The organism is Microbacterium sp., from assembly GCF_049650565.1.
Lineage (GTDB): Bacteria > Actinomycetota > Actinomycetes > Actinomycetales > Microbacteriaceae > Microbacterium.
This window is the reverse complement of the sequence record NZ_JBASAK010000032.1, coordinates 18,862-34,334: the sequence shown is the minus strand read 5'-3', so window position 1 is coordinate 34,334 and position 15,473 is coordinate 18,862. Positions and strand designations below refer to the sequence as shown.

At 69.7% G+C, this 15,473-nt stretch carries 13 protein-coding genes; 8 read left to right on the top strand and 5 right to left on the bottom strand.

The genetic code is table 11. The features are described 5' to 3' along the window. Window positions 1–3: 3 nt before the first annotated feature. Window positions 4–1,476, top strand: coding sequence for a sensor histidine kinase (locus WA967_RS05860; protein ID WP_424420002.1), 1,473 nt, complete (start codon window positions 4–6; stop codon window positions 1,474–1,476). A 73-nt stretch (window positions 1,477–1,549) separates the two neighbouring features. On the opposite strand, the gene WA967_RS05855 is transcribed toward WA967_RS05860, so the two are convergent. Beyond that, complete coding sequence (locus WA967_RS05855; RefSeq protein WP_071641453.1) at window positions 1,550–1,798, bottom strand: WhiB family transcriptional regulator; 249 nt, start codon at window positions 1,796–1,798, stop codon at window positions 1,550–1,552. A gap of 215 nt (window positions 1,799–2,013) precedes the next feature. On the opposite strand from WA967_RS05855, the gene WA967_RS05850 reads away from it, so the two are divergent. Continuing rightward, window positions 2,014–2,442, top strand: a complete 429-nt coding sequence (locus WA967_RS05850; protein ID WP_424419999.1) for a hypothetical protein — start codon at window positions 2,014–2,016, stop codon at window positions 2,440–2,442. A 6-nt stretch (window positions 2,443–2,448) separates the two neighbouring features. Here WA967_RS05850 and bcp read toward each other — a convergent pair whose 3' ends face one another. From bcp to aroA, 3 genes are read right to left on the bottom strand one after another with little or no spacing between them, the layout of a single operon-like run. Beyond that, window positions 2,449–2,925, bottom strand: a complete 477-nt coding sequence (bcp, locus tag WA967_RS05845) for a thioredoxin-dependent thiol peroxidase (protein ID WP_424419997.1) — start codon at window positions 2,923–2,925, stop codon at window positions 2,449–2,451. Between the two features lie 10 nt (window positions 2,926–2,935). After that, a complete protein-coding gene (gene rsgA, locus WA967_RS05840; RefSeq protein WP_424419995.1) occupies window positions 2,936–3,982 on the bottom strand; it encodes a ribosome small subunit-dependent GTPase A in 1,047 nt (348 codons plus the stop codon). Further along, the gene (gene aroA, locus WA967_RS05835; protein ID WP_424419993.1) at window positions 3,979–5,304 is read right to left on the bottom strand and encodes a 3-phosphoshikimate 1-carboxyvinyltransferase; all 1,326 of its coding nucleotides are present in this window, start codon (window positions 5,302–5,304) and stop codon (window positions 3,979–3,981) included. The genes rsgA and aroA overlap by 4 nt, the downstream gene beginning before the upstream one ends. Before the next feature lie 120 nt (window positions 5,305–5,424). Between aroA and WA967_RS05830 the strand changes: the two genes are divergently transcribed. The 3 genes from WA967_RS05830 to WA967_RS05820 are packed head-to-tail and all read left to right on the top strand — an operon-like array spanning window position 5,425 to window position 7,601. Beyond that, window positions 5,425–6,018 (top strand): sigma-70 family RNA polymerase sigma factor, encoded by a 594-nt coding sequence (locus WA967_RS05830; RefSeq protein ID WP_424419991.1) that lies wholly within the window; start codon window positions 5,425–5,427, stop codon window positions 6,016–6,018. Continuing rightward, window positions 6,015–6,260: a zf-HC2 domain-containing protein gene (locus tag WA967_RS05825; protein WP_424419989.1), complete on the top strand. Its 246-nt coding sequence runs from the start codon at window positions 6,015–6,017 to the stop codon at window positions 6,258–6,260. Before WA967_RS05830 ends, WA967_RS05825 begins: the two co-directional genes overlap by 4 nt. Before the next feature lie 39 nt (window positions 6,261–6,299). Next, a complete protein-coding gene (locus WA967_RS05820; RefSeq protein WP_424419988.1) occupies window positions 6,300–7,601 on the top strand; it encodes a GNAT family N-acetyltransferase in 1,302 nt (433 codons plus the stop codon). 64 nt (window positions 7,602–7,665) lie between these two features. Here the strand turns inward: WA967_RS05820 and WA967_RS05815 are convergent, their stop codons facing one another. Next, on the bottom strand, window positions 7,666–11,340 hold the full coding sequence (locus WA967_RS05815; protein ID WP_424419986.1) for a multifunctional oxoglutarate decarboxylase/oxoglutarate dehydrogenase thiamine pyrophosphate-binding subunit/dihydrolipoyllysine-residue succinyltransferase subunit: 3,675 nt from the start codon (window positions 11,338–11,340) through the stop codon (window positions 7,666–7,668). 160 nt (window positions 11,341–11,500) lie between these two features. Between WA967_RS05815 and WA967_RS05810 the strand changes: the two genes are divergently transcribed. The 3 genes from WA967_RS05810 (at window position 11,501) to WA967_RS05800 (ending at window position 15,470) form a co-directional block, all read left to right on the top strand. Then, window positions 11,501–12,961, top strand: coding sequence for a GuaB1 family IMP dehydrogenase-related protein (locus WA967_RS05810; protein WP_424419985.1), 1,461 nt, complete (start codon window positions 11,501–11,503; stop codon window positions 12,959–12,961). Between the two features lie 134 nt (window positions 12,962–13,095). Next, window positions 13,096–14,418 carry a hemolysin family protein gene (locus WA967_RS05805; RefSeq protein WP_424419983.1) on the top strand — a complete coding sequence of 441 codons (1,323 nt, stop codon included), beginning with the start codon at window positions 13,096–13,098 and terminating at the stop codon, window positions 14,416–14,418. Further along, window positions 14,415–15,470, top strand: a complete 1,056-nt coding sequence (locus WA967_RS05800; protein ID WP_424419981.1) for a hemolysin family protein — start codon at window positions 14,415–14,417, stop codon at window positions 15,468–15,470. Before WA967_RS05805 ends, WA967_RS05800 begins: the two co-directional genes overlap by 4 nt. Window positions 15,471–15,473: the final 3 nt, after the last annotated feature.

Below are 15,473 nucleotides of genomic sequence, written 5' to 3'. Positions count from 1 at the left end.
CGGGTGTCAACGCTCAGTGATCTCGCACACGCCCAGGGCCGCCTGAAGGACGCCGACGTCGAGTGGCTGCATCGCCTCGCGGGCGACGGCCAGCTGCTGGCGGATCTCGCCTCCGCGGACATCGTGATGTGGATCCAGACCGCAGACGGGTCGTTCATCGCTGTCGCGCACTCCCGCCCCTCGGGCGCGGCAACCCTCTTCTACCGTGACATCGTCGGCGAGAAGGTGCGTCCGCAGTGGCGCACCCAGGTGCAGGCCGCGTTCGAGTCCGGCGAGATCGTGGACTCGTCGTCGCCGGACTGGTTCGAGGAGACGCCCACGCGCGTGCGCGCCGTGCCGATCCTGCGCAAGCAGGAGGAGCACATCGTGCTGGGCGTGATCACCCGGCACACCAACCTGGGCGAGGCTCGGATGCCGTCGCGCCAGCAGATCAGCTTCGACGAGTGCGCGAACGACCTGTTCCGCATGATCACCTCGGGGGAGTTCCCCGACCTGTCCGCGCCCACCGCTCCGCGGCGCGGCGCGCCCCGGGCATCCGACGGCCTGATCCGGCTGGACGTCGACGGGATCACGACCTTCGCCAGCCCCAACGCGCTGTCGGCGTTCAACCGGATGGGCTTCGACGACGAGCTGGAGGGCGAGTCGCTGGCCGAGGTCACTACGCGCATCGTGCCGCCCTCGCGCCAGGTCGACGAGTCGCTGCCGGTGGTGGTCACCGGGCGCGCACCCTGGCGCACCGACATGGAGGCCCGGGGAGTGACGGTCTCACTGCGCGCGATCCCGCTGCGCGACCACGGCACGCGCATCGGCGCGATCGTGCTGTGCCGCGATGTCTCCGAACTGCGGCATCAGGAGCAGGAGCTCATCACCAAGGACGCCACGATCCGCGAGATCCACCACCGCGTCAAGAACAACCTGCAGACTGTGGCCTCGCTGCTGCGCATCCAGGCCCGGCGCACGCGCTCCGACGACGCCCGTGAGGCGCTGACGCAGGCCATGCGCCGGGTGGAGTCGATCGCCGTCGTGCACGACACCCTGGCCAGCGGCCTGTCGCAGACCGTCGATTTCGACGACGTGTTCGACCGCGTGCTCAAGCTCGTGGCCGAGGTGGCGGCGGCTCCCAACACGCGCGCCCGCACGCAGCTGGAGGGTCGCTTCGGCATGCTGCCCAGTGAATACGCCACGCCCCTCGCGCTGGCCCTCACCGAGGTCGTCACCAACGCCGTCGAGCACGGGCTGGCGGGCCGGGAGGGCATCGTCCGCATCGAGGCCACCCGCACCGACGAGCAGCTGCGCGTCACGGTCACCGACACCGGCCTCGGTCTGCCGGAGGGGCGGGTGGGGCAGGGGCTCGGCACGCAGATCGTGCGCACTCTCATCCAGGGCGAACTCTCGGGGTCGATCGAGTGGCAGGGCAGCGAGGGCGAGGGCACGCAGGTGACCATCGAGATCCCGATGCGCTGGATCGCCGCCTGAGGCTCCGTCCGCTCACGCGAGAAGCGCCGGCTCTCCGCAGGGAGACCGGCGCTTCGTCATCGGATGCCGTGGGTCAGCCGGCACGGCGGGCGCGGGCCGCGCGGCGCTTCAGTGCACGACGCTCGTCCTCGGAGAGACCGCCCCACACGCCGGAGTCCTGGCCGGATTCCAGGGCGTACTGCAGGCAGATCTCCGTGACGGTGCAGGTGGCGCAGACGGCCTTCGCCTTCTCGATCTGATCGACGGCCGGTCCGGTGTTCCCCACCGGGAAGAACAGCTCAGGGTCGACGGTAAGGCAGGCCGCTTTGTCGCGCCAGTCCATTGATGGCTCCTCGTGATTGATGTTCGGTGTGGTGGCCGCTCGGGCGGCACTCGAGTTCAGGAAGCGGATCGAGAGTCGGCTACCCTGGTCATGCGGGCTGCGCGCCCGCCCCACTCCGATGTGGGAGCACATGGCTTTATCCATTGTGTTACAGAAACAAAGTGAAATCAAGGGTTTTTGCACGACTCTTGACGTCTGTGCTGAGGAGAGTGCCGGTGGCCAGGTTCCGAACCGCGGTGCTCGCCGCAGCCGTGCTGGTGCTCGAGGGTGCGGCTCTCGTCGTCATCGCGGTGCTCGAGCTGTTCGCACTGGGGGAGGGCGGCGCGTCGTCGACGGCCAGCGGCCTGGCGCTCATCGCGCTCACCCTGGTCGGAGCCGCCGGGCTCATCGCATTCGCGGTCGGCACGCTTCGTCACGCCTCGTGGGCGCGCTCGGGCGGCATCGTGCTGCAGGTGCTCCAGATCGCGCTGGCGCTGGCCGCGCTGAGCAGCATCCGCCCGGTCCCGTGGCTGTTCGTGCTCGTGCTCGGGCTCGCGGGAGCGGTCGGACTGGTCGCGCTCATCGCCACGGTGCGCCGCGAGGGCGCCGCTGATCCGCGCCTGCACCGTCGCGAGGACGGGACGGACGAGTCCTCGGGCGACTGAGCGGGATCAGGCGTCGATGCCGAGGGTCTTCCGCAGCCTGGCGACGTGCCCGGTGGCCTTGACGTTGTACTGCGCGGTGGTGACGACGCCCTGCTCATCGAGGACGAATGTGGAGCGGATCACGCCCTCGACGACCTTGCCGTAGTTCATCTTCTCGCCCCACACGCCGTAGGAGCTGTGCACGGCGTGATCGGGGTCGCTGAGCAGCTCGAAGGTCAGCGCGTCGCGCTCGCGGAATTCGCGCAGCTTGGCGGGGGTGTCGCGGGAGACGCCGACGACCGTGTACCCGGCGCCCTGCAGGGAGGAGATGCTGTCGCGGAAGTCGCAGGCCTGGGTGGTGCAGCCGGGCGTCATCGCGGCCGGATAGAAGTACAGGATGACCTTCTGTCCACGCAGATCGGACAGCGACACGGGCTTCTCGTCCTGGTCCAGCAGCGTGAAGTCGGGGGCGGTCGTTCCGGGTTCCAGGCGCGTCGCAGTCATGCGCTCCAGCCTATCCGCCGAACGTGGCCAGCAGCCGCTGCAGGGATTCCAGCCGCGCGAGCCCCGCCTCGTTCAGCTCGCCCGCGGCGGCGGCCTCGTTGAGCGCGCAGTCGGAGGCATCCGGCAGATGCGTGCACCCGCGCGGGCACTCCTCGGCGATCTCTGCCAGCTCCGTGTAGGCGGCGAGGATGCCTGCCCGCTCCACGTGCCCCAGGCCGAACGAGCGCACACCGGGGGTGTCGATCACCCAGCCCCGTCCGGCGCGGTCGACATAGCGCAGCGAGATCGTGGAGGAGGAGGTGTGCCGCCCGCGCCCGGTGACCTCGTTGACGTGCCCCGTGGCCCTGTCGGCACCGGGCACCAGCGCGTTCACCAGGGTGGACTTGCCCACGCCCGAGTGCCCGACGAACACCGTGGCGTGACCGATCAGCGCGGCGCCGATCTCGCTTGTCGGCATGCGCCCGGGGGCCGAGGTGAACACCCGCAGGTCAAGTCCGTCGAAATGCCGCAGGAACTCGGCCGGGTCGGCCAGGTCGGTCTTGGTCACCACCAGCAGCGGACGGATGCCGGCATCCAGTGCCGCCACGAGATAGCGATCGACGAGCCGGGCGCGCGGCTCCGGATCGGCCGCCGCCACGACGATCAGCATCTGATCGGCGTTGGCGACGATGACTCGCTCGACCTGGTCTGTGTCGTCGGCGCTGCGGCGCAGCAACGAGGTGCGGTCGGTGAGGCCCACGATGCGGGCGAGGGTGCCCTCGGCGCCGGACGTGTCGCCGACCACGCGTGCGCGGTCACCGGTGACGATGGGCGTGCGCCGCAGCTCGCGCGCGCGCGTCGCAGTGATCATGTGCTCGTCGGGACGGTCCTCGCGGATCAGCACGCTGTAACGACCGCGGTCCACTCCCAGGATGCGGCCGATCTCGGCATCCGCATGGGCAGGACGACGCTTGGTCCGGGGCCGATTGGCCTTCGGATTCGGGCGGGTCCGGACGCTGCTCTCGTCGTACTCCTCGTACTCCTCGAGCTCCTCGCCGTCGTCGCCCAGCCAGCTCACGTGGTCTCGCCCGTCAGCATCCGCTCCCAGAGCTGCACGAACTCCGGCAGCGTCTTGGCCGTCGTCCCGATGTCGTCGATCTCCACACCCGGCACGGCCAGGCCGATCAGCGCGCCGGTGGTGGCCATCCGGTGATCGTGGTGCGCGGGCCAGATGCCGCCGTGCAGCGGTCGCGGGGTGATCCGCAACCCGTCCGGGAGCTCCTCGGCGTCGCCGCCGAGCGCGCGGATGTTGCTCACCAGGGCCGCGATGCGATCGGTCTCGTGCGTGCGGATGTGTGCCACGCCGCGGATCGTGGTGGGTCCGTCAGCGAAGACCGCGAGCCCGGCGATGGTCGGCGTGAGCTCGCTGGCTGCGGACAGATCCAGATCCAGGCCGCGGATGCCGTCGCCGGCGCGCACGGTGAGGGCGCCGGCATGCCGGCTGGTGTGCGCGCCCAGAGCGTGCAGGATGTCCGGCAGCAGGGCACCGGGCTGCGTGGAGTGCAGCGGCCAGTCAGCCACCGTGACCTCTCCGCCCGTGACGAGCGCCGCGGCCAGGAACGGCGCGGCATTGGAGAGGTCAGGCTCGATCGTGACGTCCTTCGCGCGCGGGATCCCCGCCTCGACGACCCATTCGCCCACCGCGGGACGCTCGATGCGGATGCCCCGTCGGCTGAGCGACTCGATGGTCATGTCGATGTGCGGCAGGCTCGGCAGGTGCTCGCCGATGTGCACCAGGTGCAGGCCCACGTCGAAGCGCGGAGCAGCCAGCAGCAGCCCCGAGATGAACTGGCTCGAACTGGAGGCGTCGATCTCGACGCGTCCGCCGCGGACGCGGCCGTGCCCGTGCACGATGAACGGCAATGACCAGGTGCCCTCGTCATCGATGTCGACTCCGAGGTCGCGCAGTCCGGTGATCAGGGCTCCCATGGGCCTGTGCAGGGCACTCGCGTGCGCGGTCAGATGCACGTCCTGGGTCGCCAGGCCCGCCAGAGGCGCGATGAACCGCATCACGGTGCCCGCCTGTCCGCAGTCGATGCTGTTGCCGCCGGTGAGCGGCGCGGGGGTGACCAGCAGGTCGGGGCCGAAGCCGCCGTCGCCGGGCACCTCCTCGATGCCGATGCCGAGCAGACGCAGCGCGTCCACCATCCGGGCGGAGTCATCGGAGTGCAGCGGATGCAGCAGACGCCCTGGTCCGTCGGCGATCGCGGCGATCATCAGCTCACGGTTGGTGAGCGACTTCGAACCGGGGATCGTGACGGTGGCGGCCACCGGCGCTCCGCTCTCCGGCGCACGGTAGGAGCCGCGCGTGGGGGTGGGGGAATACCGTTGGGTGCTCATCGGTTCTTAGCCTAGTGAAGCCCGAGACACGCGAGATGGAGGTGACGGATGTCAACGATGCTGCTCGACGCCGTCGGATCCTTCTCTGCGGACGCACCGGCCCGCCTAGACTGGCCGGTGATGGATGAGACGACAACCGCAGACCCTCGACGGGATTTCGAGGAGCAGGCGATCCCCTTCATGGATCAGCTCTACGCGGCGGCGATGCGCATGACGCGCAATCCCGCCGATGCGGCTGACCTCGTGCAGGAGACGTTCGTGAAGGCGTACGCCGCATGGGCCTCGTTCTCGCAGGGCACGAACCTGAAGGCGTGGCTGTACCGCATCCTCACCAACACGTACATCAACATCTACCGCAAGCGTCAGCGCGAGCCGTATCAGGGCACGATCGACGATCTCGAGGACTGGCAGCTGGGAGGCGCGGAGTCGACCACGGCGTCTCACAGTCGATCGGCCGAGGCCGAGGCCATCGACCGGATGCCGGCATCCGCGGTCAAGGACGCGCTGCAGCAGGTGCCCGAGGACTTCCGCCTGGCGGTGTACCTCGCCGACGTCGAGGGATTCTCCTATCAGGAGATCGCAGACATCATGAAGACCCCCATCGGCACCGTGATGAGCCGCCTGCACCGAGGCAGGCGCATGCTGCGGGAGCTGCTGGCAGACTATGCCGCGGAGCGGGGAATCGCCGCGGCTGAACCAAGGAGCACCAGATGACCGACTGCGGCTGCGCGAAAGCGCGAAAAGATCTCGAGGAATACCTCCGCAACGAGATCTGCACGACCGAGCACTCGGAGATCCGCGAGCACCTCGAGAACTGCGAGGTCTGCAGGAGCGAGGCGCTGGTCGCGACGACCCTCACCGAGGTCGTCGCCCGCGCCTGCAAGGAGACAGCCCCCGAGGAACTGCGGGCGCAGGTGTTCGCCCGTCTGCGCGAGGCGCAGACCGCAGCGCACTGACGACGGCGGTCGCCTCGACGCGGTGGGTAGTCTGATCGGGTGAACCTCATCGATGCGCGCACCGTCTCCGTCGACCCCGAATCCGAAGCGCGGCTGCGTGCGAGCGGATTCGACTACCGCGTCGTCGACATGGATGACGATGCCCTCGCTGTGCCCTTCGCCCGCGCGGCCGAGCGCGGATTCCTGGGACCGGCTCCGACGGATGCCGAGATCGTGCCCATGCGCGAGACCTGGCGCGAGCGCCGCAGCATCGGCGTCTACGAGCAGTCGGCGCCACCGGAGGCGCTTCCCGTCGCCACCGTGAACTCGTGGGTCGCGCCGATGAGCGTGCCGGGTGGCACCGTTCCGATGTGGTCCATCAGCATGGTGACCGTCGCCGGCACGCACCGCCGTCGCGGCATCGCGCGGAACCTGCTCGAGGGCGAGCTGCGCTCTGCCAGCGCGGCCGGCGTGCCACTGGCGGGGCTCACCGTGTCGGAGGCGACCATCTACGGCCGCTACGGCTTCGGCTCCGCCGTGCCGGTCGCGCGCATCGTGATCGACACCGCGCGCGCCGGCTGGCGCCCCGCGGAGGTTCCGGGACAGGTGGAGTACGTCGAGCCCGCCGCGGTGGCGCGCGAGGTCCAGATCGTGCACGAGCGCGCCCGTCTGGGTCGCGCCGGTCAGGTCCCCGGCTGGCGGCGGCGCTGGATGGGCCTGTCCGGACTGGGCGGTGACGAGGAGAAGAAGGATGCCTCGGTGCGCGGCGTGCGGTACGTGGACGCCGACGGCGAGGTGCGCGGCGCGATGGCGTACTCGTTCAAGGACGCCCCGGCCTCGTTCCGCAGCATCCTGCGCATCCGCCACCTGGAGGCCGAGACCGACGATGCACTGCGCGCACTGTGGGGATTCGCGGTGAACCACGACCTCGTCGACCGCGTCGAGGCGGACTTGCGGCCCGTCGACGACCCGATCCCGCACCTGGTCGCGGATCAGCGTGCGGTCGAGCTGACCGTGCACGATCACGGCTGGCTGCGTGTCCTGGATGTGCCCGCGGCGCTTCAGGCGCGCGCGTACAGCGCATCCGCCGACATCGTGGTGCGCGTGGACGACCCGTACGGTTTCGCGGATGGCAGCTGGCGGGTGCGCGTCGACGCCTCCGGCACTGCGGCTGTGGAGCCGGCGGATGCCGCACCGGACGTCGTACTGGGCGTCGCCGAGCTGTCCGCGATCTATGCCGGCGGAGTCCCGCTCACGCAGCTGGCCGCCGCCGGGCGCGTGCAGGGCTCAGCATCCGCCGTTCTCGCGCTGAGCCGGGCGTTCCGCACCGATCCCGCCCCGACGCTCGGCATCTGGTACTGAACCCGATCGCACGAAGAACGCCGCCTCCGATCAGGGAGGCGGCGTTCTCGAATCCGCAGACTGCTCAGTCGAGCGTGAGTGCGGCCTTCAGCAGGGCGGCCTGCTCGACGGCGTGCACCTTCGACGAGCCGGTCGACGGCGATGCCGCCGCCGGGCGCGAGACGGCACGGAACTGGCGCGGGCCGGGGACGTCGGTGAACGCGAGAGCCAGGAACGGCCAGGCGCCCTGGTTCTCGGGCTCGTCCTGGGCCCAGACCAGCTCGGCGTTCGGGTACGAGTCCGTGATGGCCTTCAGCGCGTCGATCGGCGTCGGGTAGAACTGCTCCAGGCGCACCAGGGCGATCTGGGGGTTCGGGTTCTTCTCGAGCTCGCTGACCAGATCCCAGTGGATCTTGCCGGAGTGCACGATCACGCGCTTGACGGCGTTGCGATCGATGTCGCGGCTGTCGTCGATGACCGGCTCGAAGCGGCCGCTGGTGAACTCCTCGACCTGGCTGGTCGCACTCCGCAGGCGCAGCATCGACTTGGGGGTGAAGACGATCAGCGGCTTGCGGGGCTTCGCATAGGCCTGACGGCGCAGCAGGTGGAAGTACGACGCGGGCGTGGACGGGCGGGCGACGACCATGTTGTCCTGCGCGCACAGCTGCAGGAAGCGCTCCATGCGCGCCGAGGAGTGGTCGGGCCCCTGACCCTCATAGCCGTGCGGCAGCAGCATGACGAGACCGGACTGCTGGCCCCATTTCTGCTCGGCCGCGGAGACGTACTCGTCGATGACCGACTGCGCGCCGTTGACGAAGTCGCCGAACTGCGCCTCCCAGAGCACCAGCGCCTCGGTGTTCTCCACCGAGTAGCCGTACTCGAAGGCCAGTGCCGCGTATTCGCTGAGCAGGGAGTCGTACACGAAGAAGCGGCCCTGGCCGGCGGAGAGGTTCGCCAGCGGCAGCCACTCCTGGCCGTTCACGCGGTCGTGCAGCACGGCGTGGCGCTGCACGAACGTGCCGCGGCGGGAGTCCTGACCGGCCAGGCGCACCACGGTGCCCTCGACGAGCAGGGAGCCGAATGCGAGCAGCTCGCCGAAGCCCCAGTCGATGCCGCCGTCGCGGCTCATGCTCACGCGCTTCTGCAGCTGCTTGTCCAGCTTGGGGTGCACGGTGAAGCCCTCGGGCTTGTTGGCGTGCGCGTCCCCGATGAGGTGGATGACCTCCAGCGGCACGCCCGTCACATCGGGGGCGCCGACCTGGTCGTCCACGGGGATCAGCTCGGGAGCGATGGGCGTGGCGCCGGTCTCGGCGGCGTGCGTCTCGGCGAAGGCGATCTCCAGGCGGTTCTGGAAGTCGGCCTTGGCCTGGTCGTACTCCTCCTGGGTGATGTCGCCTCGTCCGACCAGGGCCTCGGTGTACAGCTTGCGCACCGAGCGCTTGGCCTGGATCAGGTCGGTCATCAGCGGCTGGGTCATCGACGGGTCGTCGCCCTCGTTGTGACCGCGGCGTCGGTAGCAGACGAGATCGATGACCACGTCGCGGTGGAAGCGGTTGCGGTACTCGAACGCGATCCGCGCGACGTGCACGACCGACTCCGGGTCGTCGCCGTTCACATGGAAGATCGGCGCCTGGATGGTCTTGGCCACGTCAGTGGCGTAGACCGAGCTGCGCGAGTCGTTGGGCAGGGTGGTGAAGCCCACCTGATTGTTGACGACGATGTGCACGGTGCCGCCGGTGCGGTAGCCGCGCAGCTGCGACATCTGCAGGGTCTCCACGACCACGCCCTGACCCGCGAACGCGGCATCGCCGTGCACGAGGATGGGCAGCCAGGTGAAGGTGCCGATGGGCTTGCGGTCCTGCTTGGCGCGGGCGATGCCCTCGAGCACGCCGTCCACGGTCTCCAGGTGCGACGGGTTCGCGGCCAGGTACACCGGCAGCTCGGCGCCGTCCTGGGCGACGAAGGTGCCCTTCGTGCCGACGTGGTACTTCACATCGCCGGAACCGCGCTGGTTGCCGGGTGTGAGGGTGCCCTCGAACTCGCGGAAGACCTGGCCGTAGGTCTTGCCCGCGATGTTGGTGAGCGCGTTGAGGCGGCCGCGGTGCGCCATTCCGATCGTGGCGCCGTCCATGCCGGCATCCGCTGCTCCCTGCAGGATCTCGTCCAGCAGCGGGATGAGTGACTCGCCGCCCTCGAGCGAGAAGCGCTTCTGGCCGACGAACTTCGTCTGCAGGAAGGTCTCGAACGCCTCGGCCTCGTTGAGCTTGCTGAGCACGCGCAACTGCTCGTCGTGCCCGGGCTTGACGTACTTGACCTCGACCTTCTCCTGGAACCAGCGGCGCTGCTCTGGGTCCTGGATGTGCATGTACTCGATGCCGATCGTGCGGCAGTACGAGTCGCGCAGCACGCCCAGGATGTCGCGCAGCTTCATCACGCGCTTGCCGCCGAAGCCGCCGGTGACGAACTCGCGGTCCAGATCCCAGAAGGTCAGGCCGTGGCTCTCGATCTCCAGGTCGGGGTGCGAGCGCTGCACGTACTCCAGCGGGTCGATGTCGGCCATCAGGTGGCCGCGCACGCGGTAGGAGTTGATGAGCTCCTGCACGCGGGACTGCTTGTCGACGCGCTCGGCCAGGTCGACGGAGATGTCGGAGTTCCAGCGGATGGGCTGGTAGGGGATGCGCAACGCGGCGAAGATGTCGTCGTAGAAGCCGCGCTCGCCGATCAGCAGCTCGTGCACCTTCTTCAGGAACTCGCCCGAGCCGGCGCCCTGGATGACGCGGTGGTCGTAGGTGCTGGTGAGGGTGATGATCTTGCCGATGCCCAGCTCGGTGAGCACCTTGGGGCTGGAGCCCTGGAACTCGGCCGGGTAGTTCAGGGCGCCGGCGCCGATGATGCAGCCCTGGCCCTTCATCAGGCGCGGCACGGAGTGCACGGTGCCGATGCCGCCGGGGTTGGTGAGCGAGACCGTGGTGCCGGCGAAGTCGGCGGCGGTGAGCTTGTTGGTGCGTGCCCGGGCGATGATGTCCTCGTACGAGGTGAGGTACTCGCCGAAGGTCATCGTGTCGGCGCGCTTGATGCTGGGCACCAGCAGTGCACGGGAGCCGTCGGGCTTGGGCACGTCCACGGCGATGCCGAGGTTCACGTGCGCGGGGGCCACGACCGAGGGCTTGCCGTCGACCTCGGCGTAGAACACGTTCTGGCTGGGGAACTCCTTGAGCGTCTGGATCAGCGCCCAGCCGATCAGGTGCGTGAAGGAGACCTTGCCGCCGCGGGTGCGGGCCATGTGGTTGTTGATGACGATGCGGTTGTCGATCATCAGCTTGGCGGGCACGGTGCGCGCGCTGGTGGCCGTTGGGACGGTCAGCGACTGGTCCATGTTGGCCGCGAGGGTCTTGGGCATGCCGCGCAGCGGCGTGACCTTGTCCTCACTGGTGGAGGTCTCGTCCTTGGCCTGCGGCTTGGGCGCCTGGGCGGGGATCGGGGCCTGCTTCGCGGGCTTGGTGGTGGTGCGCGCCACGGGCTGCGCGCCGATCACGGGGATGGGTGCGGTCACCGGGTTGGCGACCTGCGCCGGAGCGGCCTGGGCGGTCGCCGCGGGCGCTGCCGCGGCGGCATCCGGAGTGTAGTTCTCCAGAATCGGCCACCACTCCTTGTCGACGGAGTTGCGATCCTGCTTGAACTGCTCGTACAGCTCGTCCACGAGCCAGGAATTGGCTCCGAACCCCCCGTCGCCATTGACGCCGGTCACCTGGTTCGACACGCTTTACCGCCCTCTTTCGTCACTGAAGCTGTGCGTGCGGCTCGGTTGCTGAGTGCATCGGGTCGCACACGAGTATCAGTGATCAAGCCTAATGCCAAACACCGACCGGAATGCGCCCCTGCCAGGCGGTTCCCGCATCCGCGCGCGGTAGCGTGGCGGTATGAAGTTCTCCGGCGAGCAGCCCGCGGTCGATCTGACCTACTCCGACGTGTTCCTGGTGCCACGGCGTTCCGCGGTCACCAGTCGTCTGAGCGTGGATCTGGCACCCGACGACGGCACGCCCGCGACCATTCCGCTGGTCTCGTCGAACATGAACTCGGTCACCGGGCCCCGCCTGGCGGCCACGCTCGCCCGTCGGGGCGGCCTGGGCGTGCTGCCGCAGGATCTGCCGCTGCAGGAGCTGGATGCCGCGATCCGCTGGGTCAAGCGCCAGCCGGTGCGCTGGGACACGCCGCTGGTGCTCGCGCCCGGCGCGACTGTCGCGGATGCACTGCGCCTGCTTCCGGCGACGCCGGGGCACGGGATCGTCGTCGCCTCGCACACCGGCGATGAGGCGCTCGAGCGCTCCGACGTGCTCGGCATCCTGCCCGCACCGCGGCTGGCGACCGCGCTGCCGGATGCCGCACTCGGCGACCTCGTGCATGCCGAGCCGCTGGCGGTGTCGGCCGAGGACATCGGCGAGGGCAGGGCGGCCTTCGACGCCATCGCGGCCGCGGACGCCGAGATGGTGCTGGTGCTCGATCGCGGGCACGTCGTCGGCACACTGACCCCGCGCACCGCGCTGCGTTCGAGCCTGTACCGCCCGGCCGTGGACGCGTCCGGACGCCTGGCCGTCGCGGCCGCGGTCGGCATCAACGGCGACATCGCCGAGAAGGCCAGGGCGCTGGCATCGGCCGGTGTGGACGTGCTGGTGGTCGACACCGCCCACGGCCACCAGGAGGGAATGCTGCGTGCGCTCGAGGAGGTCTCGAGGCTGGGCCTGGGCATCCCCATCGCGGCGGGCAACATCGTCACCGCCGATGGCGTGCAGGACCTGGTCCTCGCCGGCGCATCGATCCTGAAGGTCGGCGTCGGGCCCGGCGCGATGTGCACGACGCGCATGATGACCGCCGTCGGCCGCCCGCAGTTCTCCGCCGTGCTGGAGACCGCGCAGGCCGCCCGCGAGGTCGGCGCGCACGTGTGGGCCGACGGGGGAGTGCGCTACCCGCGCGACGTCGCGCTCGCGCTCGCCGCCGGAGCGTCGTCGGTGATGGTCGGGTCCTGGTTCGCGGGCACGATCGAGGCGCCCGGCGAGCTGCTGCACGACGCCGAGGGGCGCGCGTACAAGGAGTCCTGGGGCATGGCCTCAACCAAGGCCGTGCAGGCGCGGTTCGGCCGGCTGGACGCCTACGAGCGGGCGCGCAAGGAGTTGTTCGCGGAGGGCATCTCGTCGTCGATGATCTATCTCGACCCGCTGCGCCCCGGCGTGGAGGACCTGCTGGACATGATCACCTCGGGCGTGCGCTCCTCGTTCACCTATGCCGGGGCCGCCACGGTCCCCGAGTTCCACGACCGAGCCCTGGTCGGCCTGCAGTCCGCCTCCGGCTACGAGGAGGGCAAAGCGCTCCCGGTCAGCTGGTAGCGCGGGGCGCCGCTCAGGCCGACGCCCGTGCTCCCAGCCGGATTCGGTAAGATCGAGCGCACCATGGACGACCCTCCCTCTTGTAGTCGCAGGCCCCACCTCCCGCACCTCGCGATCGACGAGGACTTCACCTGATGGAGTACGTGCTGCTGGGCGTGGGGCTCCTGCTCATCGTCGGAACCGGTCTGTTCGTGGCCAGCGAGTTCGCACTGGTCAATCTGGATCGCGCCGAGCTGGAGGCGCGTCAGGCGCGCGGCGAGCCCCGGCTGATGCTGACCATCCGCGCACTGAAGATCACCTCGACGCACCTGTCCTCGGCGCAGCTGGGCATCACTCTGACCACGCTGCTGACCGGGTACACCATGGAGCCGGCGATCTCGAAGCTGCTGGCGCCGCTGCTGGAGGCGTGGGGGGCACCGGACGCCGTGGCGGTGCCCATCTCGGTGACGGTGTCGATGCTGGTGGCGACGTTCCTGTCGATGATCCTCGGGGAGCTGGTGCCGAAGAACTTCGCGCTCGCGCTTCCCGTCGCGACGGCGAAGTTCGTGATTCCGTTCCAGACCGCGTTCACGGTGGTGTTCAAGCCCGCCGTGATGCTGCTGAACGGCAGCGCCAATGCGGTGCTGCGCGCCATGGGCATCGAGCCCAAGGAGGAGCTCTCCGGCGCGCGCAGCGCGGAGGAGCTGTCCTCGCTCGTGCGCCGATCGGCCAGCCAGGGCGTGCTGGAGGAGGACACCGCCACGCTGCTGGATCGCAGTCTGACGTTCGCCCGCCTCACGGCCGACGACATCATGACGCCCCGGCCCAGCATGCACGCGATCTCCGTGGGCGACAGCGCCGACGACGTCATCCGCCTGGCCCGCAGCACGGGCCACAGCAGGTTTCCCGTCTACGACGACGACCTCGACGACATCACGGGAGTCGTGCACGTGAAGGCCGCCGTGGGCGTGCCGCGCGAGAAGCGGCTGGAGGTGCCCGTCGGGGCGCTCAGCACCGAACCGCTGCGCGTGCCCGAGACCGTGCACCTGGACGTGCTGGTCGCCGAGCTGCGCTCCAAGGGCTACCAGATGGCCATCGTCGTGGACGAGTACGGCGGCACCGCCGGCATCGTGACCCTGGAGGATCTCATCGAGGAGATCGTGGGCGAGGTCTTCGACGAGCACGACCGCTCCCGTGCGGGGATCGTGCGCCGCGTGGACTCCATCACGTTCCCCGGCGAGCTGCGCCCCGATGAGCTGCGGGCCCGCACCGGCATCGAGGTGCCGGAGGGCGAAGTCTACGACACCGTCGCCGGCTACATGATGAGCGTCCTGGAGCGGGTGCCCGCGCAGGGCGACCAGGTGCGCATCGAGACCGGCACGCTGAGCGTCGTGCACATGGACGGCCGTCGCATCGACCGCATCCGCTACGTCACCGACCCGGTGTCGGCGACCGACGAGACGGAGGCGGACCGATGAGCGACTGGGCGGGCCTGGTATGGCTGGTCGTGCTGCTGCTGGGCAACGCGTTCTTCGTCGGCGGCGAGTTCGCCGTGATCTCCTCGCGCAGATCGCAGATCGAGCCGCTGGCCGAGCGCGGTTCCCGAGCGGCGAAGACGGCCCTGTACGCGATGGAGCACGCCACGCTCATGCTGGCGACCTCGCAGCTGGGTATCACCATCTGCTCGCTGCTGATCCTGAACGTCTCCGAGCCGGCGATCCACCACCTCCTGGAGATCCCCATGCACGCGCTGGGCTGGGATCCGGCGCTCATCGGAGTGCTCGCGTTCGCGGTCACCCTGGCACTGGTGTCGTTCCTGCACGTCGTCTTCGGCGAGATGGTGCCGAAGAACCTCGCGTTCTCGGTGCCCGACCGCGCAGTGCTGATCCTCGCGCCGCCGCTGGTGTGGATCTCCCGCGTGTTCCGGCACGTGATCAGGGTGCTGAACGGCTCGGCGAACATCGTGCTGAGGATGTTCGGCGTGGAGCCGAAGGACGAGGCCGCCTCGACGTTCACGATCGAGGAGGTCGCGACCATCGTGGACCGCTCGCGCCGCGAGGGCGTGCTGGAGGACAGCTCCGGGGCGGTCGCCGCCGCCGTGGAGTTCACGGACAAGAAGGCCCGCGATGTCGCCGTGCCGCTGGCCGACCTGATCACCCTGCCCGAGACGGCCAGCCCCGCCGATGTGGAGCGCGCGGTCTCGCGCTACGGCTTCTCGCGGTACGTGATCGTCGACGACGAGCAGCAGACGGTCGGCTACGTGCATCTGAAGGACGTGCTCCGCGCCGCCCTGGACTCCGACGAGAACCTGGACGCGCCGCTGCCGGCCAAGCGGATCCACCACATGATCCCCGTGCAGGAGGACACCGACCTGGAGGATGCGCTGGCGGCCATGCGCCGTGCGGGCCGTCATCTTGCGAAGGTGCGGAATGCCGCCGGGGAGACCACCGCGGTGCTGTTCCTGGAGGACATCCTCGAGGAGCTGGTCGGCGAGGTGCAGGACGCCACGCGCCGCGGCCACGGCCGGTGAGGC

Bases quoted from the DNA above. Each gene is read 5' to 3' on its own strand.
- WA967_RS05855 (WP_071641453.1), bottom strand. From the start codon at position 1,798: ATGGACTGGCGCGACAAAGCGGCCTGCCTTACCGTCGACCCTGAGCTG.
- bcp (WP_424419997.1), bottom strand. From the start codon at position 2,925: ATGACTGCGACGCGCCTGGAACCCGGAACGACCGCCCCCGACTTCACG.
- aroA (WP_424419993.1), bottom strand. From the start codon at position 5,304: ATGAGCACCCAACGGTATTCCCCCACCCCCACGCGCGGCTCCTACCGT.
- WA967_RS05830 (WP_424419991.1), top strand. From the start codon at position 5,425: ATGGATGAGACGACAACCGCAGACCCTCGACGGGATTTCGAGGAGCAG.
- WA967_RS05825 (WP_424419989.1), top strand. From the start codon at position 6,015: ATGACCGACTGCGGCTGCGCGAAAGCGCGAAAAGATCTCGAGGAATAC.
- WA967_RS05810 (WP_424419985.1), top strand. From the start codon at position 11,501: ATGAAGTTCTCCGGCGAGCAGCCCGCGGTCGATCTGACCTACTCCGAC.
- WA967_RS05805 (WP_424419983.1), top strand. From the start codon at position 13,096: ATGGAGTACGTGCTGCTGGGCGTGGGGCTCCTGCTCATCGTCGGAACC.
- WA967_RS05800 (WP_424419981.1), top strand. From the start codon at position 14,415: ATGAGCGACTGGGCGGGCCTGGTATGGCTGGTCGTGCTGCTGCTGGGC.